The organism is Providencia sp. PROV073 (genome assembly GCF_033688125.1).
In the GTDB taxonomy this organism is placed as follows: Bacteria; Pseudomonadota; Gammaproteobacteria; order Enterobacterales; family Enterobacteriaceae; genus Providencia; species Providencia hangzhouensis.
On the sequence record NZ_CP096353.1, the window covers coordinates 3,603,665 to 3,630,329 of the forward strand.

Below are 26,665 nucleotides of genomic sequence, written 5' to 3' on the forward strand. Positions count from 1 at the left end.
AAAGTATTGTTATTTACATCTTATTTAGATAGTTGACTGATGTCAATTTTTCCACTTAATTTCCAAATAGAGCAAAAAACATACCAAAGATACATTTATTAATTTCCAAACAATTTCCACTTATAAGTGGAAATTTCCTGCCTGCAAAAATGAACAAGAACAGACTAAGGTATTAAGCATGAAGGAACAGAGTAGTCTAACTTGCAATATTACTTTGGATTTTAAATAGTTATGAGTGAATCAGTTGTCGTTTTTAAAATGTTAGAACATAACCTTGATATTGATGAGGTGACACAAAAACTGCTAGCAGTGATTACTGACTGGCTCAAGCAGGAGGACTGCTACACCACAGATGTACAACAACAGATGTTGGAGTCTCATTTACGTGCCATGGTCGGTAGAGCAAAAACGGGTGAAGCCTTACCAGAAGTCGATATCAGCTTATTCGATGAAATTTCTGAACATTCGATAGTGCTCGCACAACGGGTTGTTGACACACTTCCTGGATTAGCACCTGAAGAGACTTATTTACTCTCTGTTCACTTTGAAGTCGCACGTTCAAATGATTAATTACTAATTTGGTAGGATTTGGAGAATATTTTATGAAACAGATAGTTGTTGTTATCGGTGACCGTTTAGGTAAAGGCCAAAAAGTAGCTGCCGGTGTTGAAGCTGCGGGTGGTAAAGCGGTTGTTGTTCCGGGGGTCGCTGCTGATATGAAACTCGGTGATGTCATGAACGCAGAACAAGCCGATTTAGGCATCTCATTTTGTGGTAGTGGTGGCGCTGGCGCAATTACCGCTCAAACTAAATATGGCTATAAAGCTCGCTATGGGATGCGCTCTATTGAAGAGGGAGAAACCGCGATTGCAGACGGTTGCAATGTATTAGGTTTCGGTTTTATGGACAAGGAAGAATTAGGCGAGCGCTTGGTAAAAGCATTCAATAAAAAATACGGCAACGCTTAATGAAAAAATCTATCGAAACGGTTGTACGGGTTACAGGGCAAGGCGACACTAAGCAAAAAGCAATAGCTGACGCCTTAAATTCAATTCAAAAAACCGTACTGAAGAACAGCACAGATATCATCCTACGGATAGAACCAAAGGATGTTGAAGTGATTAGTGCTCACTCTCATTCGCGGACAGAAAAATTTCTTTTTCTCTTTTTGCCACGCAAACGTGAACATTTTCGTGTTGTACTCGACGTTTCGCTGGATGTCACTTTACTTTCTGTCAACGAAATACCATTTACAGAACAATAATAGCAATCAGGTCTGGAGTTAATTCCATGAGTGAAACTGCATCTTTTTTAGAAATATTGGGCATGTCCCTGATCATCGGTGGGCTCTGCGGCTTTGGCTTAGGCGCAGGGGCTGCGCGTATGTTCCACGCACCAACCGTACAAGGTATGGGGGCATTCCGTACATTGGGTGAGCTGAACGCTTGTGAAGGCGACCCAGCGTCTCATTTTTCTTTCGGCTTAGGGTTCTTCTTTAACGCATGGGCATCGTCAGTTGCTGCTGGGGCATTTACACAAGATGTTGATCACCGCATCATCCCAAACTGGGGCGCGGCGGCACTATTAACCAAAAACCGTAGTGTCGCTGACACACTGCATAACCCGAAAAAAATGGCTATCGCTTGTGCCATCATTGGAGCATTAGTTGTCGCCTTCTTAAACACAACCGCTTCCGCAGTTCCTGCTGCACTACAAACGACAGCCATTAACGTACTAGTGCCTGCCGCAAACTTGTTAGTTAATACCGTGATGCCAGTCATCTTCTGGTTAGCCGCCATGGATGCAGGGCGTCGTTCAGGTTTCTGGGCAACATTATTTGGTGGTTGTGCTCAGCTAATCATGGGGAATGCTATCCCTGGTTTAGTTTTAGGTATCTTGATTGGTAAAGGCGTTGATGACAACGGCTGGAACCGTATCACTCGTACAATGATGATAACAGTGGTTCTCCTGTTCGTTCTCAGCGGCTTCTTCCGTGAATTCGACCTAAAGATGATCACCTCTTTCAACCTAGATAAACCATTGTGGCTTGAATACGTCCACGGTCTGCTGAGCGGGAAATAATCATGACAACAGAAATTAACAAACAAGATTTTTGGTACGCAGAATGGTCCTTCCCGATTTTTGTTGGGTTGCTTTCCGCAGGGATCTTCGCAGGTACCCACATGTATGTCGTCTACGGTTTTGGGGCATTTAACGAAGTGGCGTTCGTCGCCATGTTACGTGCAGGGTTAGATACCGGGGTTTATGGCGCAGTCGCAGCATTTGGTGCAAGTTTCTTATTTGCTAGGATCATCGAAGGTTCATTGGTCGGTATTTTAGATATCGGTGGTGCACTGCAAACCGGTATTGGCCTCGGTGTTCCCGCCTTATTTTTAGCCGCTGGTTGGGATTTTTTAGTCACTAACTTCTGGATGTCGTTACTAACTGGCTTATTCCTTGGCGTATTAATCGGCTTACTGATTGTATTTGCACGTAAATTCACGATTGCTCAGGCTAACTCAACCTTTGGTGCTGACGTCATGATGGGTGCGGGTAATACCTCTGGCCGTTTCTTAGGTCCATTAATTATTTTAGCTGCGATGGCCGCATCCATTCCAATCGGAATTGGCTCTTTAATTGGCGCATTGATTTTCTATGTATGGCAAAAACCCGTTGCCGGTGGCGCCATTTTAGGTGCAATGTTGTTCGGTTATTTCTTCCCAATCGTCGCTTAACCAACACTCTCCCGGGGCATATGCTCCGGGTTACTGAATAACATAAGTTAAAAACAGACTCGAAATAGTTCAAAGAGTAGCGAAAGTGCTGCCAACAACGCTGCGGTTGACATCATTTAGAATACGCACTTAGGCATACTCTAAATAATTCAAATTGCAGCTAGGCGGCAAACGACGATATCCCTAGGAGCATACAAAAGTATGTGACTAGGTGCTGCCAACAACGCTGTGGTTGACATCATTTAGAATACGCACTTAGGCATACTCTAAATAATTCAAATTGCAGCTAGGCGGCAAACGACGATATCCCTAGGAGCATACAAAAGTATGTGACTAGGGTAGCGGAAGTGCTGCCAACAACGCTGCGGTTTGAAGTATGACGAGTATCGAGTATAGAGAGGACAACTATGTACACTTTAATCATCAAACAAGGTAAGCGTATCGATGGCTCGATTATCGACATTCTTATTAAAGATGGAAAAATCGAAGCGGCAGGCCCTGAATTAGCGAATAATCAGCAAGCCGAAAAAGTCATTGACCTACAAGGAAAAACTTATGTCAGTGCTGGGTGGATTGACTCTCATGCTCATTGCTTTGTTGAGTCACCTATTTACTTCGATGACCCTGATTTAGCAGGAGCCGCTGGCGGAGTTACCTCACTGGTTGATGCAGGTAGTGTCGGTGCTGATGATATTGATAAATTTTATCAGCTCACCCAGAAATCAAAAACGAATGTCTTTTCTCTGTTAAATATTTCACGTATTGGCATCATTGCGCAAAATGAATTGTCGGATATGAACAACATCAATGAAGCCTGCTTTCAAGACGCTATCGAGCGCCACTCCGGCTTTGTTGTTGGTATGAAAGCCCGTATGAGTAAAAGCGTGGTTGGTGAAAATGGCATTACCCCTCTGGTTAAAGCTAAAGAAATGCAGAAAAAACACCATCTTCCACTCATGGTGCATATTGGCAACAACCCGCCGGATATTGATGAAGTCGCTGATTTACTGACGCGCGGCGATATCATCACTCACTGCTTTAATGGCAAACCCAATAAGATTTTAGGCGAAGATGGCTACCTAAAACCATCAATTGCTCGCGCACTCGCACGGGGTGTCATATTAGATGTTGGACATGGCGGTGAAAGCTTTAGCTTTAAAGTTGCAGAGCAAGCGATGCGCATTGGTACTTACCCTGACATCATCAGTTCCGATATTTACCACCGCAACCGCGTTAATGGCCCTGTTTATAGCCTCGCTTTTGTGATGACCAAATTTCTGTGTATGGGCTTTAGTGCGGAACAAGTGCTTCGCTGCGTTACCGAAAAAGCCGCCAACTTCTTATCGTTACCCGCAAAAGGCTATTTAAGGCCGGGCTTTGACGCCGACATAACCCTTTTTGACCTTAAAGAAGAGCAAACAGAGCTCACGGATGCAGAAGGCGAACACCGTATAGGCACTCACCGCTTCGTACCATTGGCTGCTATCGTCGGTGGAAAACACATTATTCATGCACAAGGTGAATCAGAACATGCAATCGATTTATGATAAATATCAGTTAAAACACGTTATTAATGCCTCTGGCCGCATGACAATTCTGGGTGTTTCAACGCCAACTCCAGAAGTTGTTGAACGTGTTGCTTATGGATTAAATAATTATTTTGAAATTAAAGACTTAGTTAATAAAACTGGCGAATATATTGCTAATCTATTAAATGTTGAAGCTGCGGTAGTTGTATCTTGTGCCTCTGCTGGTATTGCACAAGCTGTTGCAGCGGTGATTGTACAAGATGATGATGATTTACTGCTCAATTTGCATTCATCCGACAAAGTTGTTCCTCGTGAAATTATTTTACCTAAAGGCCATAACGTTAATTTTGGTGCCCCTGTGGACACAATGGTAAGCTTAGGTGGCGGTAAAGTAGTCGAAGCGGGTTTTGCTAATGAGTGCAGTGCCGCCCAGTTAGCAGCAAAAATCACCCCCAATACAGCCGCTATTTTGTACATCAAATCACACCATACCGTGCAAAAAAGCATGTTAACCGTGGAACAAGCCGCCAAAGTGGCTCATGACCACCAGCTCCCCCTGATCGTTGATGCCGCAGCAGAAGAAGAACTTACCGCTTACTACCAAGCCGGGGGCGATATTGTGATTTACAGCGGAGCAAAAGCAATCGAAGGCCCAACAAGCGGTCTGGTTATCGGTAAAAAACAATATATTGAGTGGGTAAAACGCCAAAGCCAAGGTATTGGCCGTGCGATGAAAGTAGGTAAAGAAGGTATTTTGGGGCTCACACTCGCTATCGAACAGTACCTGACTGCTACCAAAGAAACAGGCGCAGAGATGGTTAATCGAATGAGTCAATTCATCAGTGATTTAAATGCCATTAAAGGTATCTCTGCTCGAGTCGTCTGGGATGGTGCAGGACGTGATATTGCCCGTACCGAAATTAGCTTTGATGAAAAAATGATAGGCAAAACCACTTACCAAATCATGGCTGAGCTAAAACAGGGCGATACCGCGATTTACTTCCGTGAGTACAAAGCCAACGAAGGAAAAGTAGAGGCTGACATTCGCAGTGTTAGCACTGAACAACTTGATGTTATTTCTAAGAATATTCGTTTGTTAGTAGAAGGAATTTAAGATGAAATTGTCACCGAATTTTTATCGTGACCGTGTCTGTTTAAACGTACTGGCAGGCAGCCATCAAAATGCAAAAGATATCTATGCCGCAGCAGAAACCTTTGTTGTTGTTGGTGTTTTATCTAAAAATTACCCTGACTTAGAAAGTGCAATTGCTGATATGCGCATTTATGCACAAGAAACCGATAATGCATTATCAGTTGGTCTCGGCGCTGGCGACCCAAATCAGTCAACCATGGTGTCGTTAATTGCAAAAGAAGTTCAACCACAACACGTTAACCAAGTATTCACTGGTGCACCAATTAGCCGTGCACTATTAGGCCAAAACGAAACCTTCGTGAATGCGCTCATATCACCAACAGGCACGGTAGGTATGGTAAAAATTTCTACAGGCCCACTAAGCTCTCAAGCGCCAGATGGCATTGTTCCGGTTGAAACTGCCATTATGATGCTTAAAGACATGGGTGCTGACTCAGTTAAATTCTTTAATATGAAAGGATTAACATATATTGAAGAATATAAAGCCATTGCCAAAGCTTGCGCTGACTTTGATTTTTCTTTAGAGCCTACAGGCGGCATTGATTTAGATAACTTTGCTGAAATTTTGCAAATTGCCCTTGATGCAGGCGTGAAAAAAATCATTCCTCATATTTATAGTTCCATCATTGATAAAGAAACGGGCAACACTCGCCCAGAAGATGTACGTCAATTATTGCAGATGGTTAAGCAAGCGGTTAATTGATGTGGTAGTAAGCAGTAAGTGAGAAAATAAATATAAGCGAGTAAATAAGTATAAATAAGCAGTACAAAATCTGTCATCATGACAAAACAACAAGTTGCCCCGCTCATCATTGTATGCAGCGGGGCTTTTTATTGCACATCAATGACCTATCATTCTTGCATTTGGTATAATATGAAACCAATAATTATCAGGTACTGGGCTATCCCAAACGCCAAAATACATAGCAATACCAATAATAATAAATAAAACTGCTAAGGTTAGAATTGCCATCATCCAACCCGATAAGCGAAATTGACGTTTTTTTGTTGGCACTTGCAATGAAAAATCCAACGTTGATGCAACAGGGCAAGACTCAACGCAAGTCATACATCCCGTACATTCCACCGTTCTTACAGTAATTAGCTTATCGACAGGTATCCGTGATGGGCAGTTCTTGGCACATTTTCCGCAATCAATACAACTTTCCACATTTCGCCGAATTTTAAATGGCGAAAATAACGAAAAAATGCCTAACAAAGCGCCATAAGGACACAAATAACGGCACCAAGCATTACGAATAAACAAGCTTGCTATCACTAAAATGACCACAGTAATAAGCGCAAACAAGCTAATATAACGAAAAAAATCCAACATTTTTACGTCAATAATGATCCCATAAGGCGACATCATAAAATATTGGATCATCTGCGCAGACATGGAAAATGCAATATAAAGAAAGAAACCTAATAACAAATATTTTAGGCCTCTTAAAGGGATATCGAGCCATTTAGGTAAGCTAATTTGGTTTTGATAACGAAAGACTTTTTTCCCTAACTTACCAGTGTACTCTGATATTGTGCCAATCGGGCACATCCATGAACAAAATGCTTTTTTGAACAGTAAGCTAATCACAATAAAAGAGACTAATAAAAACATTGAGGCCGCATGAATTGGCGGAAAACTCCCCGTTTCCAAGGTATATTTTAAATTCATTAACCCCGCAATCGGCAGCCAACCTTCAATTCCACCAGGGCGAGGAAGGTGAATTGTCGCCCCTCCAGTTTCGTAATATCGTACCCAGTAATAGAAGGTAACTCCAATATAAATATTGATTGCCAATAGCGTGAACTGTACAAATTTACGCCATGTTGATGCATTTCGCCAATCATTCCAAGGGAGTTTTCCCCCAGTTGTACCTGGGCGACGTTGGTACCTTACACGTGATTTCTTTATCATCTACGCACATCTCTTTAACATGCATTATAAATACCACTATTGTAATTACATATTCACATAGCGTATTGATTTGCATCAGAGGGTTGTGACGTTAATGACTTGATGTATCAAATGATGAAGACAAGCCAGAAAAGAAAGAAGAGAAGTATTTTTATATTAAATCAAAAGATTATGATTTTTTCTAAATAATTCGAGTTGTGCCAAGGCGGCAAAATGAGGAAATCCCTAGGAACATACACAAGTATGTGACTAGGATTGACGAATGAAGCCAACACAGGCACAGCTTGAAGTATGACGAAAAAATGGGAGTTGGCCGATAAGCCGGGTTCTGTCATGGACAACCATTCATCTAGGCCAGCACTTGCGCACTGGCTCCAGCAACCTACCCGAGTTCAATGCGGGCCGCACCATATGAACCCCTATTTGGTCTTGCTCCGGGTGGAGTTTACCGTGCCACGAACTGTTGCCAGTCGCGCGGTGCGCTCTTACCGCACCCTTTCACCCTTACCTGATCCTGTAAACAGGCCATCGGCGGTTTGCTCTCTGTTGCACTAGTCGTAGGCTCGCGCCTCCCAGACGTTATCTGGCACCCTGCCCTATGGAGCCCGGACTTTCCTCCCCTCTACCCGTCTCCCGAAGGGACTACGATAAAGCAGCGGTTGTCTGGCCAACTCCGCGGCGAATTATAGGCACTTTGTTGTTGCTTGTACAGACTCTAACGTGGGCAATTTACCACTTATATCAATCAAATCGTGGTATTTGCCCAAAAATCATTCATCACTTTGATTATCAAGCATCAACTTATACAGCATATTTTTCTTGAGACCATAAATTTCAGCCGTGATTGCAGCCGCTTTTTTAGGGGGTAATTCTTTTTGTAATAAATTTAATGTTCTCACCACTTCAGGGGAAACTGCGGAGTCATCCGCTGGCTTTTTATACCCTTCGACAATCAACACCATTTCGCCACGGTGACGGTTTTCATCTTCTTTTACCCAAGCGAGTAATTCCCCCACTGGGCGGCCTTCAATGGACTCCCACGTTTTCGTAATTTCACGTGCTAAAACAACATGGCGATCCGGTCCCCAGACTTCCACCATATCTGCTAAACTGTCTAACAAACGGTGGGTTGATTCATAGAAAATCAGCGTGCGAGTTTCTTGTTCGAGAGATTGTAAAACATCTTTACGCCCTTTTGTTTTAGCGGGTAAAAAACCTTCATAACAAAAACGGTCTGAGGGTAAACCCGCTGCTGATAACGCGGTAATAGCAGCACAGGCACCCGGTAAAGGTACGACACGAATACCCGCTTCGCGGCAACGATTAACTAGATGATAACCTGGATCATTAATTAAAGGTGTACCCGCATCGGAGACTAATGCGATACTATCACCTTGTTGAAGTCGACTAATTAATTGATCTGCCTTTTGCTGTTCATTATGATCATGCAGAGCAAACAACCGCGCATTTATCGCAAAATTCTGTAATAGAATGCCTGAATGCCGAGTGTCCTCTGCTGCAATAAGGTCAACATGTTTAAGAACATCCAACGCGCGTTGCGTTATATCCCCCATATTACCAATTGGGGTAGGGACAATATACAGCGTGGATGCCATAACCACAGCTTGATTAGGTTGGTTCATTGTTTCATCCGAATAGCCGGTTTAAAATTAAGCAATTGAAAAATACACCATTGGATACAGTATGCGTCCTTCAATTTTTTTGCATTTGAAAAAAGGGTTAATCTGCACAGCAATGCTGTCCACATTTGCACTGTCAGGGTGCCAAATTGTCTCGGAATACTTTCCGTCAACCCAAAAAACGCCTGAGCAAAGCACATCTGATGATGCTAGCCGTTACCAAGCAATCATTGATGCTGCACAAGGTAAGCCTTCAATGGAGGCGATAAGGGCCTACATTAGCCAAGAACCTTTATTAAAAACAGCCGCTGAACGCCAAGCTAATATTGATGGGTTATGGCAGATGTTAACACAGTTAACGCCAGAACAAATTCATGGAATTGGGACAGATGAAAATATTCTCCAAGGCTGGGTCGATCTTTTAGATATTTATCAAAACAACCGAGACGACACAGATGCTTTACTTGCAGGCTATAACGATTGGAAAATGCGTTACTCGAATAACCCTGGAGTGATGACAACGCCGACTCTTTTGCAACAAGCCATGATACCTCAAGTGGGCAAAAACCCTAAGATTGCATTGTTTTTACCCATGAGCGGGCAAGGACAAGTATTCGGTCAAGCGATTATGCAAGGCTTTATGGATGCACAAAAAGGCCTGCCTCAAGGGCCCGCTACTCAAACAGCCATAACACCGCCACCAAGTAGTGGAAATGATGTGCTTGACCAAATTTATGAACAAGTTGCAGCAACAACAGGTAATGCTCCCACTTCTAGCGATAGCGACGTGGTGACATCAACTTTGCGTATTGATGCCGCCCCTGTGAATACCCAAAGCGTCAAAGTGTTTGATACCACAAACAAGCAAATGCCTGAGCTTATTGAACAAGCGAAAAATGAAGGTTTCAATCTTATTGTTGGGCCATTATTAAAAAGTGACGTTCAAGTTATTACCCAAATGGGAGCGCCTGTTAGTGTGCTCGCTCTCAATGAGCTTGATGCGAACCAATTACAGCCTCGACCTAATCTTTGCTATTTTTCATTATCGCCAGAAGATGAGGCACAAAATGCTGCCGCTTACATGAAAGCTGAAGGTAAGCAAATGCCATTGGTACTAGTTCCCGCTAATGCTTTCGGTGATAGGATAGCCAAAGCCTTTGCACAAGGGTGGCAAGAAAAAGGCGGCGGGACCGTTTTAATGCAAACCTTTGGGTCTGTCCCTTCTTTAAAAGAGTCGATTAATCGCGGCGCAGGTATCCGTATGACAGGAACGCCTGTGAATACCGGAATACAATCGATAGACTCACAATATGTCGATTCAACTGGTGCGATTGACGGCGTTTATATTGTTGCCACTCGTGATGAGCTGACCTTAATCAAGCCAATGATTGAAATGGCAATTAGTTCTCGTTCTCGCCCTTCGCTTTATGCAAGCTCTCGCAGTAACCAAGCTGGATCTGGCGCAGACTACCGCTTTGAAATGGATGGCGTTAAATTTAGCGAAATCCCTTTACTCGCAGGTGCAAACAATAACTTACGTAAACAAGCCCAACAAAAGCTGAACAATGATTACTCTTTATTCCGCTTATATGCCATGGGTATTGACGCATGGTCTTTAGCCAACAATTACGACAAACTACAGCAATCGGGACAATTTCGTATCAATGGTGCATCAGGAACCTTGAGTACTACACCAAACTGTGTAGTGTTCCGAGAATTACCTTGGTTGCAATTTAAACAAGGCAAAGTGGTTTCCTCACAATAACATCACTGAATACTTCATTTTTTTTCAGACAAGGACGTCATGAAAATTATGCCAAAAGCCATACAATGGTTAACAGGCCGGTACTATGAAAATCAAGTGCTCGCATTCCTGAAACAGCAGGGATTAACATTTGTTGAACGTAATGCAAGGAACCGAGGCGGAGAAATCGACCTCATCATGCGAGATAATACAGGTTGGGTATTTGTTGAAGTTCGGTTTCGCAAGAATTGTGATTACGGAGATGCACTTTTATCAGTAAACTGGCACAAACGTCGAAAACTATTAGCTGCTGCCAAATATTGGCTCTCACAAAGGCAAGAAAGTTTTGAAACCAGTGCATGCCGTTTTGATATCTGCGCCATCACGGGAAACCAATTTGACTGGATACAAAATGCATTCAACGAAAATGATATTTATTAACAAATGATATAATCAGTTTTATACGCTGATCATGCAGTCAACAAAGCTATAATTCAAATATAATGGCAATATACAAAAATAATTTGAATTATATCGAGGCGACAAAGGAAAAACTCGTGCTAGACCGAATAAAAGTTTGCTTCACTGAAAGTATACAAACTCAAATAGCAGCTGCTGAAGCGCTGCCTGATGCCATTTCAAGAGCCGCGATGATGATGGTTCAATCTCTACTCAATGGCAACAAAATTTTATGTTGTGGTAATGGTGCTTCTGCCGCTACTGCACAACGTTTTGCTGCAAGTATGATCCATCGCTTTGAAACCGAACGCCCTAGCTTACCCGCTTTAGCACTTAATACAGATAATGCAGTGTTAACTGCGATTTCGGGTAGTAAGCAGCCTTCTGAAATTTATGCGAAACAAGTTAGAGCATTAGGTCAACATGGTGATGTTTTGATGGCAATTTCAACCCATGGTAATAGTAGCGATATCATTAAGGCAGTTGAAGCAGCCGTAACTAGAGACATGACAATTGTCGCCCTAACAGGTTATGACGGAGGGGAACTCGCAGGTTTACTTGGCCCCCAAGATGTTGAAATTCGTATTCCATCCCAACGAAGTGTTCGAATTCAAGAAGTTCACCTTCTTACTGTAAATTGTCTATGTGACCTCATAGATAATACTCTTTTCCCACATCAGGACGATTAAGGAGATAAAATGCGATTAATTCCGGTTTTTGCCATAGTCATTAGTACTATTCTATTACAAGGTTGTATTGGTGCTGCTGTAGTCGGTTCCGCTGCTGTTGCAACAAAAAGCGCAACTGACCCTCGTACAGTTGGTCAACAAGTTGACGATGGCACCTTAGAAGCTCGAGTTAGTGGGCAACTGAACAAAGATAAAGAAATTACAGGCAAGGCTCGTATCATTGCAACCGCTTATAAAGGAAATGTTCTGCTAACAGGCCAAAGCCCTGATATGGCTTGGGCTGAACGAGCAAAACAAATAGCCTCTAAAGTTGATGGCACCATCGCAGTTTATAATGAAGTCCGTAGTGGTGAGCCTGTTGATTTAGGTACAGCCTCAAAAGATACTTGGTTAACAACCAAAGTTAAATCTAAAATCCTCGCGAGTGATAGCGTTAAATCTGGTAGTGTGAAAGTCATTACTGAAAACGGTGAGGTTTTCTTGCTAGGTGTATTAACAAGGCAAGAAGGAGATGCAGCGGCGAAAATCGCTAGTGAAACAGATGGTGTTCGTCGAGTAACGACTGCTTTCACTTATCTTAATTAATCATAAACAATAATATATTGTTATAAAAACAAAAGCCGTGGGTTAAAAACCATGGCTTTTTTCTTATTCGTTCATCAACTGGTTTATTTTCAGATAATTCTTACCTCCCAATAAGTGCATTTGGTTCAAGATCCAAGCTTGCCTTTTGAGCACATAAGAAGATGGGTTTTTTACACTATATCTATGAGGATTAGGCAAAACCGCAGCTAATAGTGCAGCCTCACTCATTGAAAGCTTGCTAGCAGGCTTATTAAAGAATTTATTTGCAGCCTCTTCGACCCCAAAAATACCATCACCAAACTCTACTATATTAAGATAAACGGTCAGTATTCTTTTCTTTGACCATAAAAGCTCCATAACAGGGGTCATTACTGTCTCTAAGCCTTTTCTTAACCAACTTCTTCCATCCCATAACCACACATTTTTTACTGTCTGCTGTGAGATAGTTGAAGCCCCTCTAATTGTTTGTTTATTACTCAAATTATGTTTGTAAGCTCGCTCAATTGCATCAAGGTCGAACCCCCAATGATGAGGAAAATTTTGATCTTCCGCTGCAATTACTGCTAAATAGATATACGGAGAAATGTGATTTTCATCTACCCATTCAGAATGAGATACATAAGAAAAATTTAAGTTTATCCATGCACTAACTTGCCGTTCAATCATAACTGCAGAAAAAGGCACTGGTATGTATTTAAATAAAATGACTGAACAAATCCACACCACAAGTAATGAAAATGTGATCTTCTTTAACCAGTGCCATAATCTAGAAACAATAGTTCGCATTCAAATAATCACGCCATTTCCAATACTTTCTTAACAAGCTTATTAATACCCGTATTTGCTTCAGAAATTGATTGAGCTAGCATATAAGCAGGTGTTGTAACAACTCGGTTAACTTCATCAATTACAATATCATCAACAGCACATTTAATATGTTTCCCCCCCATAATTTCTATTTGAGCAATCGTTTCACTATCATCTCCAATAGTTAGTTCTACTGATGTATTTAACATTTTAGGAAGCATCACTGGAGCAATACACATCAGCCCTAGCGGCTTTTTCTGTTGGTGCATTTGGCGTACTAAACTTAATAGTTCTTTATTAATTTCACACTCGCTTCCTTTAACTGCGAAATCACATAAATTTTTTGCCGCCCCAAAACCACCAGGAATAATGAGGGCATCTAGCTTTGAAGCATCAGCTGACGATAAAGGTGATATTTTCCCACGTGTAATACGTGAAGATTCTTCCATTTGGTTACGTTTTTCTGTTTTTAATTCGCCATTTATATGATTTATAACAGTAGGTTGTAACTCATCAGGCGCAAAAAAATGAACCTCAGCATTATATTGACTCAAAGCTAGCATAGTTAGCACTGACTCATGAATCTCGCTTCCGTCAAAAACACCGCAGCCACTTAAAATAACCGCAATTGATTTCATATCTTCCTCCATTTGTAGTAAATTATCTCTCAGGCGCTAAGGTGCATAAACATCAATCTTCATCACAGATTTTAATGAATCTTGTAACAGATTCGCTAAATTTTGGTATCTTGATGTTGCCCTTTACAGTGATATACCTAATTTTATGATTTGCAAAAAACAAAAAGCACATGCAAATCAACGATTTCCCTGGTGTTGGCGCAGTATTCGCGCACCCCAACTTCGGTTGGGGTTATTTTTTTGTACGCTCATCAACCCAGTTTCTCAAAGTTTCTATATCTGCTTTCCAATCCTGTTTTAATTCATCGACCCATTCTTGCACATTGTCCCACCATGCAGGTAAATCAGGAGATTGAATCTGTTGTGCAATTTTCTGTAAGTTCTTTAAGCCAACAGAACCTGCTGCGCCTTTTATTTTATGAGCTTCCTCAACAATCCCTTTTTGGTCTTTAGCCACCATATTTGAATCAAGAATAGCTAAGTAACCCGGCAGCATTTTTTCAAAGACATCTAGACCATCATAAATAAGCTTAGGGCCAACTAACTCAATATACTGTTCTAGCATATCGCAATCGAGCCTAGATTCATCAACACTCGAAGTCTCATGCTCACCCGATATTTTTTCAGGTTGAGTAGATTGCTCCCCCCAAAATTGCTCAATAATTTGGGTCAATGCTGGAACTGATAATGGTTTACTCAATACCCCATCCATACCTGCATCAAAGTATTCTTTTTTATCTTTAAGAACATTTGCCGTTAAAGCAATCAATGGTGGTAAGTCTTGCTTATCATACTGCTGTTTGAGTTGCCGAGAGATATCTAGGCCTGTCATATCAGGTAATTGGATATCCAATAAAACTAAATCATATTCTCCAGGGGCAAACATCTCGAGAGCATCTTTCCCATTCATTGCCACATCAACCGTATTTCCTAAATTTTCTAATACAGAACAAGCAACAACAACATTCAGTTCAATATCTTCTACGAGTAAAATATGTAATGCAGGCAATGGGTAATCCTCTTCACTATCTTGCTGTTCAATAACATTACTTTCAACAACAGGCGCTGTGATAGATAAAGTAAAGGTGGAACCTTGGCCTATTTCACTTTCAACTTGTATATCGCCTCCCATATTTTGTGCTAAGCGACGAGAGACAGAAAGCCCAATACCCGTTCCAGTTGCAGGTTTACCTCCAGCAGAATCTGTTACTTGGTAATACATTGCAAAGATTTTATCTAATTCGCCCTTAGGTATACCTATGCCACTATCCTGAACCCTGAAAAACAATTTATTTTCAGCTTCTTGCCAAATACTAAGCTTCACTTCACCTTTTTGCGTGAACTTAACTGCGTTACCAATTAAATTCCACAATATTTGCCGCAAACGGGTCCCATCAGTTAGCACCGTTTTCGGTAATGCAGGGGCAACATCCATGACAAATTTAAGCCCTTTTGGCTGTACCAATAATCCACTTAAATTCTCTAAATCATTCACAAATTCAGATAATGTGATGGGCTGGTTATCTAACTGAACTTTACGGCGTTCAATTTTATCCATCTCAATAATATCATTGAATATATTACCTAACGTAACGGCACTTACATGAATAGTTTTTAAATAGCTAGATTGTTCCGAAGTTAAATCTGTATCTAATAAAATTCGGCTCAAACCAACAATACCGTTAAGGGGGGTACGAAGCTCGTGGCTGATTGTAGAAATAAAGGTGGTTTTCTCCCTACTCGCGCTCTCTAACGCCTCCTGATAGCGTTTACGCTCCGTTATATCGCGCCCAAAGCCCATCAGACCATGGCGTTTACCAACGCGATCATAAAAAGGCACTTTACGAAGTTCAAAACAGGCTTTACGACCATCTGGATATACCAACCATTGTTCATAAGTGAGAGAAACATTATGACGAAATACTTTTTCATCGGTTTCCATAACCTTAGAGGCAATTTCAACATCATAAATATCTAATGGAGTTAACCCAACTAAGTGTTTTTCACTTTTTCCAGTCAATAGTTCCATTGCCCGGTTACACCCCGAAAACTCATTATTTTCGTTGCGGTAATAAACTAAATCAGGTGAGGCATCGAGGAATGAACGAAGTAAAACAGATTGCTGCTCAAGTTCAATTTGCGTCTGCTCACGGTACTTCATTTCTTGTTTTAATTGTTCCAGAAGTTCTAAATGAGCACGCTCTGCTTTTTCTCGCTCTAGAATTTCAAGGTTAAGCTGTTCAATATTTCCCTGTAACTGAGTGTTTAAATCAGCATCACGTTTTCGCATAACTTCAAGTTTATCAACCATTCGCGATAAACGCTGCCGAGACTCTTCAAGCTGCTCAACCACCACCGACAAAAAGTAAACAGCTAATGGGGTAATAATTAACCCAAAGAAAATTGACCCCACCATATCGAGGCTATCAACATGCCCTCTTAAAACAATTGTCACTGCCATTTGCATTATCATGGCGAGAACAACAAGTGCAGATGCGAGTAACAGAGAAAATCGCACCAGCCCGAGCTTCATCATTAAATCGACATAGTATTGCGCAAGGCCGCGAAGTACTTTCATAACCACCCCTTAGTTAAATTCTCTTTGAATCATATATCAAACAAGGCAGTTTCGGATGATTATTCACTCGAAATGTCGATCCTGCTCATTCAATAGCCATTTTTTACTATTAATGATAAAAAACAATCAGGTATTTTCTTTGTGTTAGATAAAGTAAAAATTTATTTTGGGTGTTTTTTAATCAAAATCACATAAAAATCAAAACAATAACGCTACTGTTTCTTGTGGAAGGCCGCTAAAATCAAAGTAAAAGCCCAAGCTATCTCAAGTAAAATCAGACAAAATTCAGTAAGGAATGCCATGAGTTCAAATATTTTCGGTCCCCAACGTTGCGAGTCCCCCAAAAAAGCGCTGGAAATCCGTAAAATAGAGTTTACTGAAGTCTATGAATCCAATAATGCCGTCGATGCACAACAGCAAGCCAGCCGCTGTCTCTCTTGCGGTAGCCCTTTTTGTGAATGGAAGTGCCCACTACATAACCCAATATCGAAGTGGCTCAAGCTTGCTGCTGAAGATAAAATTATCGAAGCTGCTGAATTATCTCACCATACCAATAGTTTACCTGAAATCTGTGGGCGCGTTTGCCCACAAGAAAAACTCTGCGAATTAGCATGTGTACTTCATGATACAACAGGTTCTGTGACTATTGGTCATATTGAGCGGTATATTAATGATACTGCTTTTGCGATGGGGTGGCGGCCAAACCTTTCCCATATTAGCTCTGTAAACAAACGTGTCGCCATTATTGGTGCAGGCCCTGCGGGTCTTTCTTGCGCAGATGTGCTTATTCGAAATGGAGTAAATGTCGTCGTTTTTGATAAACACCCTGAAATAGGGGGCCTACTAACCTTTGGTATTCCGTCATTTAAGCTAGAAAAGAAGCTAATGGTCCAAAGACGGGAAATATTTACAGAAATGGGTATTCAGTTTCAATTGAATACTGAAGTAGGGACAGATGTCTCTCTAAACGAGCTTCTTTCCAATTATGACGCTATTTTTATTGGTACTGGTACTTACCAAGCAATTCGAGGTAACTTACCTAAAAAAGCGATTCAGGGCGTTTTTGAAGCACTTCCCTATCTAATCGCAAATACACGCCATTTAATGCAACTTTCCAACCCTAATGGCGAACCCTATATTAATTTACACGCAAAAAGAGTCATCGTATTAGGTGGTGGAGATACTGCAATGGATTGCGTACGTACCGCTATTCGTCAAGGAGCGAAGCAGGTTAGCTGTTTCTATCGTAGAGATGAACAAAGTATGCCAGCCTCACGAAAAGAAGTCGCTAATGCATTAGATGAAGGAGCCCAGTTCCATTTTAATATGCAAGTCACAGAATTTGTGATTAATGAGCAGCAGAAACTTATGGGAGTTTATGCCGCTCGTACGCAAAATGGCGAATTAGAAAATGGTCGTTATCAAGTAGAACTAATTAAAGATTCAACTTTTTTTATCGAAGCCGATGCCATAATTGTGGCTTATGGATTTATTCCTCATAACCAAATTTGGTTAGATAAACCGTTAATCCAGCGCGATAAATATGGTCATATTATAGCAAACCGTAACAGTCCCTTTCCTTATCAAACCTCCCATGAAAAAGTGTTTGCCGGCGGGGATACAATAAGAGGCTCAGATCTTGTTGTGACTGCTATTGCTGATGGGCGCAATGCTGCTGAAGGGATTTTATTATTTTTAGGGGTTTAATGATTCATTTATATAATAAATATCCTCCGGCATAGCCGGAGGTTTTTAATATGCGCCTATAAGGCTTTGTTACCAGCCGCGCCCTAACAGGCGCATAACGGCCCTGACATTTGCATCTATGGATTACTTACGGCCCGTAAACGGGCTGCCCGGATAGGGGATCGACATTGCTCTCCCAATTTATCCTGTTCTAACTGATGTTTTATATATTCTTGTATTCGTTTCGTATTCTTTCCTACCGTATCAACATAGTACCCTCTGCACCAAAACTCTCTATTTCGATATTTAAACTTTAAATCCCCAAATTGCTCATAAAGCATTAGGCTACTTTTTCCTTTTAAATACCCCATAAAGCTCGAAACACTCATCTTGGGTGGGATTTCTAGAAGCATGTGTATATGGTCAACACAACATTCTGCCTCCACTATCCTGACATTTTTCCACTCACACAATTTCCTTAAAATACTACCTATCGCCCTACGTTTTTCACCGTAGAAAACTTGCCTTCTATACTTTGGGGCAAAAACAATGTGATATTTACAATTCCATCGTGTATGCGCTAAGCTCTTTTCGTCCCCCCATTGGGACCCCCTTTTGATTTTTTGTTTGACTCTTGCAGTTGCCAGACCGCAAGGTGTTTTAACAAATCAAAAGGGGTTTTAATATCTTATTCAAAGCTGAAAGCTTTACGGAACCCCCAGCCTAGCTGGGGGTTTTCTATGCACAAAAAACAGAGGGTTTATTCCCCTCTGTTCATTCATTAACTTCTAACCCGGCTAATGGATTATTTGACAACCCTTAACGAAGGCCGACCTTTTGGTGGTCGTGGTGGTTCATCCCCTGATGGCTCATGCGAATTTTCATCCACAGATTCAGTTTCATGAACTAAAGAAATGTTGTCTTCAAGCTCTTCGACCTGTTCAAAACCTGCTGATAACTCTGCATCATAAGCAGCTTCAGGCTCAAACATCATTCCAGCCCCATTTTCACGTGCATATACCGCCATAATTGCGGCCATTGGGACATAAACTTGGCGAGGTATCCCACCAAAGCGAGCATTAAAACGCACTTCTTCGTTGGTTATTTCAAAATTACCAACAGCTCTTGGCGCAACATTCAATACAATTTGCCCATCTCGAGCAAATTCCATCGGAACGTTAACCGCTGGAACGGTGACATCAACCACCAAATGCGGAGTCATATCGTTATCAAGCAACCACTCATAGTGGGCACGTAACAAATAAGGGCGACGTGGTGACATTGCTGTCATTTCCATCATTCTTTTAGCCTCTTGTAGACAAACGCATTTCGCGCTCAGATTCAGTCAACGATGCTAAGAATGCGTCACGTGCAAACACACGTTGCATATATAATTGCAGATATTTGCTGCTAGATGGGTTCAATTCAATACCGAGTACAGGTAAACGCCATAGCAATGGAGCCAAATAGCAATCTACGAGACTAAACTCTTCACTCATGAAGAATTCCATTTCAGCAAAAACAGGAGAAACCGCAATCAGTTCTTCAGAGAGTTGGCGACGAGCGTTTGCTGCCTCTTGCGCACTACCATTCTCTATTTTGCTCATTAATGAATACCAATCATTTTGAATGCGGTGCATCAATTGACGGCTAGTCCCACGTGCAACTGGATAAACAGGCATTAATGGCGGATGAGGAAAACGCTCATCAAGGTATTCCATGATAATGTGTGGGTCATACAGAGTCAGGTCACGATCAACTAATGTTGGAACGCTTTGGTATGGGTTGAGATCAATCAGATCTTGAGGCAGATGACCGGGTTCGACATGTTCAATTTCAACACTTACCCCTTTTTCAGCCAAAACAATCCGTACCTGATGGCTAAAAATGTCAGTAGGGCCAGAGAACAATGTCATTACCGAACGTTTATTAGGAGCGACAGCCATTAAAACCTCCAAAATACAAAATGGACGAAATGTAATTAATTTTTAATTACCCATTACCCATTTTAAAATCCCCTGTGTTTAACTCTCATTTATCCATACTGAAAGTCAACACAACCCTCCCGCACAGTAAAGGCGAGAAATGTGAAATAAAAAAACAGGGGCATATTCTAACAGATTTTGTACAACTTAGGGGGAGCACACCGAAAAAATCACAGATTTATTTCATTCTTAGGTTCAAAAAGATAAAAATTCAGAGTTTTTTAATGAAAAAGCAAAGATAAATAGAATAAAAAACCTAAAGTAAACTCTAGGGTTCGGGTTATATTTAGTAGAATTATCCCAATATTGTTCCACTAATAATTATTTTTGATTTTAGACTAAATTATTATTTTTCTCTTTTATTATATTCATTCTTTTATAAAGAATCATAATTAGACACAGCTATTCTAGCATCAATAATAAAAATGTAAGTAAAACAATAGGCAATAAAAAACCCGCCATTAAGACGGGTTTTTTCATCAATTTTATACCCAAAGGGTAATAAATTAACGTTTGGAGAACTGTGGACGACGACGTGCTTTGCGCAGACCCACTTTTTTACGTTCAACAGAACGCGCATCACGGGTAACGAAACCAGCTTTACGCAGATCAGAACGAAGAGTCTCATCATAAGCCATCAGTGCACGAGTAATACCGTGACGGATTGCGCCTGCCTGACCTGAAATACCACCACCTTTAACAGTGATGTACAGATCCAATTTTTCCAACATTTCAACCAACTCTAACGGCTGACGAACGACCATGCGCGCAGTTTCGCGACCAAAGTATTGTTCCAGTGTACGTTGATTGATTGTGATGTTACCGCTACCCGGCTTAATAAAGACACGAGCAGATGAGCTTTTGCGGCGACCAGTGCCGTAGTATTGATTTTCAGCCATTGCTATAATCCCGATTAAATGTCAAGAACTTGCGGTTGTTGAGCCGCGTGGTTGTGCTCATTACCTGCGTAAACTTTCAGTTTACGGTACATTGCACGACCCAGAGGTCCTTTTGGCAACATGCCTTTAACCGCGATTTCAAGCACACGCTCAGGACTGCGAGCAATCATTTCTTCGAAAGTTGCTTGCTTGATTCCACCTACATGGCCAGTGTGGCGATAGTAGATTTTGTCTTCGCGTTTATTGCCGGTAACAGCAATTTTTTCTGCATTCAGAACGATGATGTAATCACCAGTATCCACGTGCGGAGTATATTCCGCTTTATGCTTACCGCGCAGACGGCTAGCAATTTCAGTTGCAAGACGGCCTAAAGTTTTGCCATCTGCATCAACAACGTACCAGTCGCGTTTTACGGTCTCTGGTTTAGCTGTAAAAGTTTTCATTAAAACTTACCCAATATTGAAGTTACACGTTGGTGAACACTCATGTTCATAAGCTTTCTGAGGTTCACACGACTCTTTGTCCAGTAAACCTACCCCTTCGAGCAGCCTAACTGGCATTAATGCGTTATTTTTTGGGAAATAAAAAACAACGCTGTAACGTGGGGTCGCAAGATTATAGAGAAGTCAGAAACAAAAATCGACCCCAAATGCATTTTTTTTACGTTTGCTCAAATAAACATCGTATATTGTGCTTAAATCATGCAATTCAGGTAACTTGTTCGCTAATAACCCTGCTTTGTCGTTTACCTTAAGTTAAATGAGGTATTTTCAGGTACTCTTCACTTTGCATTTCTTGCAATCGAGACAAGCAGCGTTGGTACTCAAAAGCCAAAAGTTGCCCTTGATACAGCGACTCCATTGGCACTTCAGCATTAATGACTAATTTAACTTTTCGTTCGTAAAACTCATCAATTAACGCTAAAAAACGACGCGCTGGATTTTCATCTGTTGCTCCCATCACGGGGACATTGTACAGCAACACAGTGTGGTAGCAATTTGATAGGTAAATGTAGTCATTTTGGCTACGAGGCTCTTCACACAGAACTTTAAACTCGATTGCTAGCACCCCTTCCGCAGCATGAATGGCTTGCATCTTACGATGATTAACCTCTAAAACGGGATTTTGCTCCCCTTGCTTACCCGCCAATTTAACGAAAACCTCATCTAAATGCTGACGATTTTGAGAATTAATTGGGGATAAAAAAAGATGCGCTTGAGTTAAAGTTCTTAAGCGGTAATCAATGCCTGCATCGACATTCATTACATCACAATATTTTTTAATTTGCTCAATAGCAGGTAAGAAACGAGCTCGCTGCAAACCGTTACGATAGAGATTATCAGGGATGATATTTGAGGTAGCCACCAGTGTGATACCTCGAGCGAATAGACCTTCGAGTAAAGTGCCAAGGATCATAGCGTCGGTAATATCTGACACAAAAAATTCATCAAAACACAACACATCTGTTTGTTTTTTAAACTCATCCGCAATAATATCCAGCGGGTTCTCTTGCCCTTGTAATGCCATCAAATCTTCTTGTACTTTCTTCATAAAGCGATGAAAATGTAAGCGAAGTTTACGGTTACCCGGTAAACTTTCGTAAAACATATCCATCAGCCATGTTTTTCCACGCCCTACTCCGCCCCACATATATAACCCTTTTACTGGGGTAATTGGTGCTGTCGATGCTTTACCAAGAAGGCGGCTAAAGCGTTGCTTTAAACCTGAGGGCTTATCTTGTAAAGTGGGAGAAGTTGTATTAACAAGCTGCTGATATATTTTATCTAAGCGTTCTACAGCGAGCTTTTGTACGTCATCTGGCTGATAGTTTCCATCAGCCAGCGCTTGTTGATAACGCATTGTAGGGGTCATCGGCGACATTAACTGAATAATCCTTAAAAATTTTTCGGTTTTTTTACCGTTATTTGATATACACTGCCTTTATTATAACCAGATTCAGTTATCATTTAACTTTCGGTTAACGAGCCGCTATAGAGTAAGGAAATTCGATTTAAGATTCCACTCTTAATAAGTTGTTGACTAATTTAACCTACCTACTCAGGGCTTGTAGATTTTGTCATCACTTAACTAGCCAAATTACAATATGTTAAGACGCTTTACTTGACGCTTACATGCAACTTGAATTATTTAAGGTATAGTAACGGTAACAACATTTAATTTCTGCGAACATTGAATCTGTGAACATTGAAGTAATGAAGGAGTCAGCATGACCTGGGAGTATGCATTAATCGGATTGATTGTGGGTTTTATCATCGGTGCATTAGTTGTGCGCTATGGCAACCCAAAGCTTCGCCAACAAAAAACAGCGCAAGCTGAGCTAGACAAAAAAAGTACTGAACTCGAAGAGTACCGTAAAGAACTTGTTAGCCATTTTGCTCGTAGCGCAGAATTATTGGATAAAATGGCGCGCGATTACCGCCAGCTTTACCAACACATGGCACAAAGTTCATCTGAATTAATGCCTGATATGCCAGCACAAGACAACCCATTTAACTATCGTTTAACCGAATCTGAAGCAGATAACGACCAAGCGCCTGTTAAAATGCCACCAAGAGATTACTCAGATGGTGCTTCGGGTCTATTCCGTCCTATTGATGAGAAAGAAAAGTAAATTTTTATCTTTTATCACCAGTAAGCAGTGCTTACTGGTGATTTCCTATAAAACCTACTAAATTTTATCACTTTCCGTGTGTCTTCCATTATTAAATTTTTAGTTAATAATTCTGAACAAGATTTCCATCCAAATATAATTTAATAATTTATTTATCTACTGTATAGAAGTTAAAGTTTCACTTAAGGTACATGTAAATAGATGTAAAAGAGTGGATATTCGCTACCCGTCATGGGAACTTTTGCGCATAATCGGTGGTCATAGTCATCAGTAAAATTGAATCTGATACCAACCAACATTATCTCAACGCATTGTGTTTCTTCTAAAACCGCATTCACAGTGAGTTGATAACTTATTCTTGAGAGAATCGACTGAATTATGAAAAGAAAAAACTTTTTTCTTACCGCAGCAGCAATGAGTTTAGGCTTATCTTTAGCGGCTATTCCTGCGGTTAGTAGCGCAGCATTGCCTGCCACTTTACCTGCAACAGCACAAAGCCAGAACATGCCTAGCTTAGCTCCAATGCTTGAAAAAGTATTGCCAGCTGTAGTGAATATTCATGTGTCTGGTACTCGCGTACAGAACCAACAAATTCCAGAAGAGCTTAAATTCTTTTTTGGCCCGAATATACCACAACAGCAACAAAGCGTACGTCCATTTGAAGGCTTGGGTTCTGGTGTCATTATTGATGCTCAGCAAGGTTATATTTTAACCAATAACCATGTAATTGATGGCGCCGACAAAATACAAATTCAATTAAACGATGGCCGTGAAATTGCCGTTAACTTAATTGGGAAAGACCCACAAACTGATATCGCGTTATTGAAAATAAGCAATGCAAAAGATATCAAAAACTTAACTGCTGTTAGTATTGCAGACTCTGACAAATTGCGTGTAGGTGATTTTGCGGTTGCAGTCGGGAACCCATTTGGTTTAGGGCAAACAGCAACATCTGGCATTATCTCAGCATTAGGTCGTAGCGGCTTAAACCTTGAAGGCCTAGAAAACTTTATCCAAACCGATGCTTCCATTAACCGTGGTAACTCTGGTGGTGCTCTCGTTAACCTAAACGGTGAATTAATCGGTATTAACACGGCGATTTTGGCACCTGGCGGCGGTAATATCGGTATCGGTTTCGCGATCCCAAGTAATATGGCGAAAAACCTTAGCGAGCAGTTAATTAAACATGGTGAAGTAAAACGCGGGATCTTAGGCATCAAAGGTACTGAAATGAACTCCGATATCGCTAAAGCATTTAATATTGATGCGCAGCGTGGTGCCTTCGTGAGTGAAGTTTTACCTAAATCATCTGCAGCTAAAGCGGGTATTAAATCCGGTGACGTGTTAGTTTCCGTTGATGGTAAACGCATTAATAGCTTTGCAGAGTTAAGAGCCAAAATCGGTACCAGCCAAATTGGTAAAGAGATCACTATCGGTTTAATCCGTTCAGGCAAACCGATGGAAGTCAAAGTGGTTCTTGAGAACGATGAAGGCTCAACAACTAAAGCTGAAAAGTTGAGCGAATCCTTATTAGGTGCAACGATTTCTAATGCAACCGTTAGCAATACTAAAGGTGTACAAGTTGATAGCGTGGCACCAAAATCGCCAGCTGCCGCCATTGGCCTCGTAAAAGGCGATTTAATCTTTGGTGTTAATGACGCTCGAGTTGAGACTATTGAACAATTCCGTAAGATTATTGATGCTAAACCTCCTGTATTAGCAATGAAAGTATTACGTGACGGTGAAACCTTATATTTACTGATGAAAAATTAATTCATCAAAAACCATCTGAAAATCAACAAAACAGGTACAGTATCACTCTGCTGTACCTGTTTTTTTATGTTATGCTCTGAACATGTTTAAGCAATAACTAAATATTCTATATCCTATGGTGAAGAAGCTAACCTTATCTGTCATGCTTGGCCTGTTGACTGCATTGATTATTATCGTTGCGGTTCCTTCGTTGCGCCCTCAAGGTTTAGCCGACTTATTATATGGTAAAACAAATAGCGAGCCCGTCAGTTATAATAAAGCAGTACGCCGTGCTGCGCCTGCAGTAGTCTATGTTTACAGTAGCTCAAAAGGTAGTTTTTCCCAGTCAGGGCGTGAATTAAAATCCCTCGGTTCGGGTGTGATCATGAGCCCAAATGGCTACATTATCACGAATAAACACGTCGTTGATAACCCAGACCAAATCTTAGTCGCTTTACAAGATGGTGCTATTTTTGATGCCTTACTGGTTGGCTCGGACCCATTGACTGATCTCGCCGTACTGAAAATTGACGCTGATAACCTACCCGTTATTCCAATTAATACGCAACGGGTCACTCATGTTGGTGATGTCGTACTCGCTATTGGTAACCCTTATAACATAGGCCAAACCGTTACTCAGGGGATTATCAGTGCAACGGGTCGCGTAGGGTTAAGCTCTACCCGTCGGCAAAATTTCCTGCAAACCGATGCCTCAATCAACTCGGGTAACTCTGGCGGGGCATTAATTAATACCGAGGGGGAGTTAGTTGGCATTAACACACTTTCTTTCACAGCAGGCCAAGGCATTAGTTCTGAGGGGTTAAGCTTTGCCATTCCAACCGCCCTTGCCACTAAAATCATGGATAAGCTAATCCGTGATGGCCGAGTGATCCGTGGTTATATTGGTATTACGGCGCGTGAACTGCCTCAAATTAGGTCAAATAACAATAATATTAACCAAATACAAGGCTTGCGGGTTTTCCAAGTTGCCCCAAATGGGCCAGCAGCTAAAGCGGGCATACTACAAGGGGATATTATTTTATCGGTTGATGGCAAACCTGCTATTTCAGCCGCAGAAACCATGGATTTAGTCGCAGAAATCCGCCCCGGAAGCAAAACCGCAGTGCAAATCTTACGAGATGGCGAAATTAAAAACATTGATGTGATTATTGAAGAAATTCCTGATGAGCAGGCAGGATAATCATTGATAAATACTCTTTCGTAAAAAAAGGTTGC

Annotated in this window: 26 protein-coding genes, 1 other RNA gene and 1 pseudogene; 16 read left to right on the forward strand and 12 right to left on the reverse strand. The window is 41.2% G+C overall.

The annotated features are described in order from the left end of the window. Positions 1–231 precede the first annotated feature (231 nt). The 8 genes from M1F17_RS16440 (at position 232) to dagF (ending at position 6,120) form a co-directional block, all read left to right on the forward strand. Entirely contained in the window at positions 232–570 is a 339-nt protein-coding gene (locus M1F17_RS16440) for a transcriptional antiterminator (RefSeq protein ID WP_004258172.1), read from the forward strand. Positions 571–602: 32 nt separating this feature from the next. Further along, the gene (locus tag M1F17_RS16445; RefSeq protein WP_004258177.1) at positions 603–968 is read left to right on the forward strand and encodes an SFCGS family glycine-rich protein; all 366 of its coding nucleotides are present in this window, start codon (positions 603–605) and stop codon (positions 966–968) included. Next, positions 968–1,264 carry a DUF4312 family protein gene (locus tag M1F17_RS16450; protein ID WP_004258180.1) on the forward strand — a complete coding sequence of 99 codons (297 nt, stop codon included), beginning with the start codon at positions 968–970 and terminating at the stop codon, positions 1,262–1,264. The genes M1F17_RS16445 and M1F17_RS16450 overlap by 1 nt, the downstream gene beginning before the upstream one ends. 26 nt (positions 1,265–1,290) lie before the next feature. Continuing rightward, the gene (locus tag M1F17_RS16455) at positions 1,291–2,082 is read left to right on the forward strand and encodes a DUF4311 domain-containing protein (RefSeq protein WP_004258184.1); all 792 of its coding nucleotides are present in this window, start codon (positions 1,291–1,293) and stop codon (positions 2,080–2,082) included. 2 nt (positions 2,083–2,084) lie between these two features. Then, on the forward strand, positions 2,085–2,735 hold the full coding sequence (locus tag M1F17_RS16460; RefSeq protein ID WP_004258187.1) for a DUF4310 family protein: 651 nt from the start codon (positions 2,085–2,087) through the stop codon (positions 2,733–2,735). A 407-nt stretch (positions 2,736–3,142) separates the two neighbouring features. Further along, positions 3,143–4,282: an amidohydrolase/deacetylase family metallohydrolase gene (locus tag M1F17_RS16465; RefSeq protein ID WP_112307577.1), complete on the forward strand. Its 1,140-nt coding sequence runs from the start codon at positions 3,143–3,145 to the stop codon at positions 4,280–4,282. Then, positions 4,266–5,378: a DgaE family pyridoxal phosphate-dependent ammonia lyase gene (locus M1F17_RS16470; RefSeq protein ID WP_165879518.1), complete on the forward strand. Its 1,113-nt coding sequence runs from the start codon at positions 4,266–4,268 to the stop codon at positions 5,376–5,378. The genes M1F17_RS16465 and M1F17_RS16470 overlap by 17 nt, the downstream gene beginning before the upstream one ends. A 1-nt stretch (position 5,379) precedes the next feature. Then, positions 5,380–6,120, forward strand: a complete 741-nt coding sequence (gene dagF, locus M1F17_RS16475) for a 2-dehydro-3-deoxy-phosphogluconate aldolase (protein ID WP_004258199.1) — start codon at positions 5,380–5,382, stop codon at positions 6,118–6,120. A 138-nt stretch (positions 6,121–6,258) separates the two neighbouring features. Here dagF and M1F17_RS16480 read toward each other — a convergent pair whose 3' ends face one another. From M1F17_RS16480 to rsmI, 3 genes are all read right to left on the reverse strand, one after another. Beyond that, positions 6,259–7,335, reverse strand: coding sequence for a 4Fe-4S binding protein (locus M1F17_RS16480; RefSeq protein ID WP_094961523.1), 1,077 nt, complete (start codon positions 7,333–7,335; stop codon positions 6,259–6,261). A 301-nt stretch (positions 7,336–7,636) separates the two neighbouring features. Then, positions 7,637–8,010, reverse strand: an RNA gene (rnpB, locus tag M1F17_RS16485) — RNase P RNA component class A. 95 nt (positions 8,011–8,105) lie between these two features. Further along, positions 8,106–8,978, reverse strand: coding sequence for a 16S rRNA (cytidine(1402)-2'-O)-methyltransferase (rsmI, locus tag M1F17_RS16490; RefSeq protein ID WP_004258206.1), 873 nt, complete (start codon positions 8,976–8,978; stop codon positions 8,106–8,108). A gap of 61 nt (positions 8,979–9,039) precedes the next feature. Between rsmI and M1F17_RS16495 the strand changes: the two genes are divergently transcribed. From M1F17_RS16495 to dolP, 4 genes are all read left to right on the forward strand, one after another. After that, a complete protein-coding gene (locus tag M1F17_RS16495) occupies positions 9,040–10,740 on the forward strand; it encodes a penicillin-binding protein activator (protein ID WP_318837072.1) in 1,701 nt (566 codons plus the stop codon). A gap of 39 nt (positions 10,741–10,779) precedes the next feature. Then, positions 10,780–11,160, forward strand: coding sequence for a YraN family protein (locus M1F17_RS16500; protein WP_004258211.1), 381 nt, complete (start codon positions 10,780–10,782; stop codon positions 11,158–11,160). A gap of 116 nt (positions 11,161–11,276) precedes the next feature. Beyond that, a complete protein-coding gene (diaA, locus tag M1F17_RS16505) occupies positions 11,277–11,867 on the forward strand; it encodes a DnaA initiator-associating protein DiaA (protein ID WP_004908326.1) in 591 nt (196 codons plus the stop codon). A gap of 9 nt (positions 11,868–11,876) precedes the next feature. Continuing rightward, a complete protein-coding gene (dolP, locus tag M1F17_RS16510) occupies positions 11,877–12,452 on the forward strand; it encodes a division/outer membrane stress-associated lipid-binding lipoprotein (RefSeq protein WP_318837073.1) in 576 nt (191 codons plus the stop codon). Positions 12,453–12,515: 63 nt separating this feature from the next. Here the strand turns inward: dolP and mtgA are convergent, their stop codons facing one another. The 3 genes from mtgA to arcB form a co-directional block, all read right to left on the reverse strand. Continuing rightward, positions 12,516–13,238 carry a monofunctional biosynthetic peptidoglycan transglycosylase gene (gene mtgA / locus M1F17_RS16515; RefSeq protein WP_153673829.1) on the reverse strand — a complete coding sequence of 241 codons (723 nt, stop codon included), beginning with the start codon at positions 13,236–13,238 and terminating at the stop codon, positions 12,516–12,518. 8 nt (positions 13,239–13,246) lie between these two features. Further along, positions 13,247–13,897, reverse strand: a complete 651-nt coding sequence (gene elbB, locus M1F17_RS16520; protein ID WP_096864412.1) for an isoprenoid biosynthesis glyoxalase ElbB — start codon at positions 13,895–13,897, stop codon at positions 13,247–13,249. A gap of 232 nt (positions 13,898–14,129) precedes the next feature. Next, positions 14,130–16,475 (reverse strand): aerobic respiration two-component sensor histidine kinase ArcB, encoded by a 2,346-nt coding sequence (arcB, locus tag M1F17_RS16525; protein WP_144139756.1) that lies wholly within the window; start codon positions 16,473–16,475, stop codon positions 14,130–14,132. Positions 16,476–16,775: 300 nt separating this feature from the next. Here arcB and M1F17_RS16530 point away from each other — a divergent pair, with 300 nt between their 5' ends. Beyond that, positions 16,776–18,182, forward strand: coding sequence for an FAD-dependent oxidoreductase (locus tag M1F17_RS16530; protein ID WP_318837074.1), 1,407 nt, complete (start codon positions 16,776–16,778; stop codon positions 18,180–18,182). Positions 18,183–18,305: 123 nt separating this feature from the next. On the opposite strand, the pseudogene tnpA reads toward M1F17_RS16530, so the two are convergent. The 6 genes and pseudogenes from tnpA to zapE all read right to left on the reverse strand — a co-directional run bounded on the left by tnpA (position 18,306) and on the right by zapE (position 22,926). Next, positions 18,306–18,781, reverse strand: a pseudogene (gene tnpA, locus M1F17_RS16535) (IS200/IS605 family transposase). Positions 18,782–18,966: 185 nt separating this feature from the next. Next, positions 18,967–19,458 carry a ClpXP protease specificity-enhancing factor gene (gene sspB / locus M1F17_RS16540; RefSeq protein WP_172412237.1) on the reverse strand — a complete coding sequence of 164 codons (492 nt, stop codon included), beginning with the start codon at positions 19,456–19,458 and terminating at the stop codon, positions 18,967–18,969. A gap of 7 nt (positions 19,459–19,465) precedes the next feature. Next, the gene (sspA, locus tag M1F17_RS16545; protein ID WP_004258227.1) at positions 19,466–20,107 is read right to left on the reverse strand and encodes a stringent starvation protein SspA; all 642 of its coding nucleotides are present in this window, start codon (positions 20,105–20,107) and stop codon (positions 19,466–19,468) included. 545 nt (positions 20,108–20,652) lie between these two features. After that, entirely contained in the window at positions 20,653–21,045 is a 393-nt protein-coding gene (gene rpsI / locus M1F17_RS16550; protein ID WP_004258235.1) for a 30S ribosomal protein S9, read from the reverse strand. A gap of 14 nt (positions 21,046–21,059) precedes the next feature. Beyond that, complete coding sequence (gene rplM, locus M1F17_RS16555; RefSeq protein ID WP_004258237.1) at positions 21,060–21,488, reverse strand: 50S ribosomal protein L13; 429 nt, start codon at positions 21,486–21,488, stop codon at positions 21,060–21,062. Between the two features lie 307 nt (positions 21,489–21,795). Continuing rightward, positions 21,796–22,926: a cell division protein ZapE gene (gene zapE, locus M1F17_RS16560; RefSeq protein WP_110591214.1), complete on the reverse strand. Its 1,131-nt coding sequence runs from the start codon at positions 22,924–22,926 to the stop codon at positions 21,796–21,798. A 346-nt stretch (positions 22,927–23,272) separates the two neighbouring features. Between zapE and zapG the strand changes: the two genes are divergently transcribed. The 3 genes from zapG to degS all read left to right on the forward strand — a co-directional run bounded on the left by zapG (position 23,273) and on the right by degS (position 26,630). Next, positions 23,273–23,677: a Z-ring associated protein ZapG gene (zapG, locus tag M1F17_RS16565; protein ID WP_004258244.1), complete on the forward strand. Its 405-nt coding sequence runs from the start codon at positions 23,273–23,275 to the stop codon at positions 23,675–23,677. A 378-nt stretch (positions 23,678–24,055) separates the two neighbouring features. Next, on the forward strand, positions 24,056–25,450 hold the full coding sequence (locus M1F17_RS16570; protein WP_094961516.1) for a Do family serine endopeptidase: 1,395 nt from the start codon (positions 24,056–24,058) through the stop codon (positions 25,448–25,450). 115 nt (positions 25,451–25,565) lie between these two features. Beyond that, complete coding sequence (degS, locus tag M1F17_RS16575; protein ID WP_004258255.1) at positions 25,566–26,630, forward strand: outer membrane-stress sensor serine endopeptidase DegS; 1,065 nt, start codon at positions 25,566–25,568, stop codon at positions 26,628–26,630. The last annotated feature ends 35 nt before the right edge of the window (positions 26,631–26,665 follow it).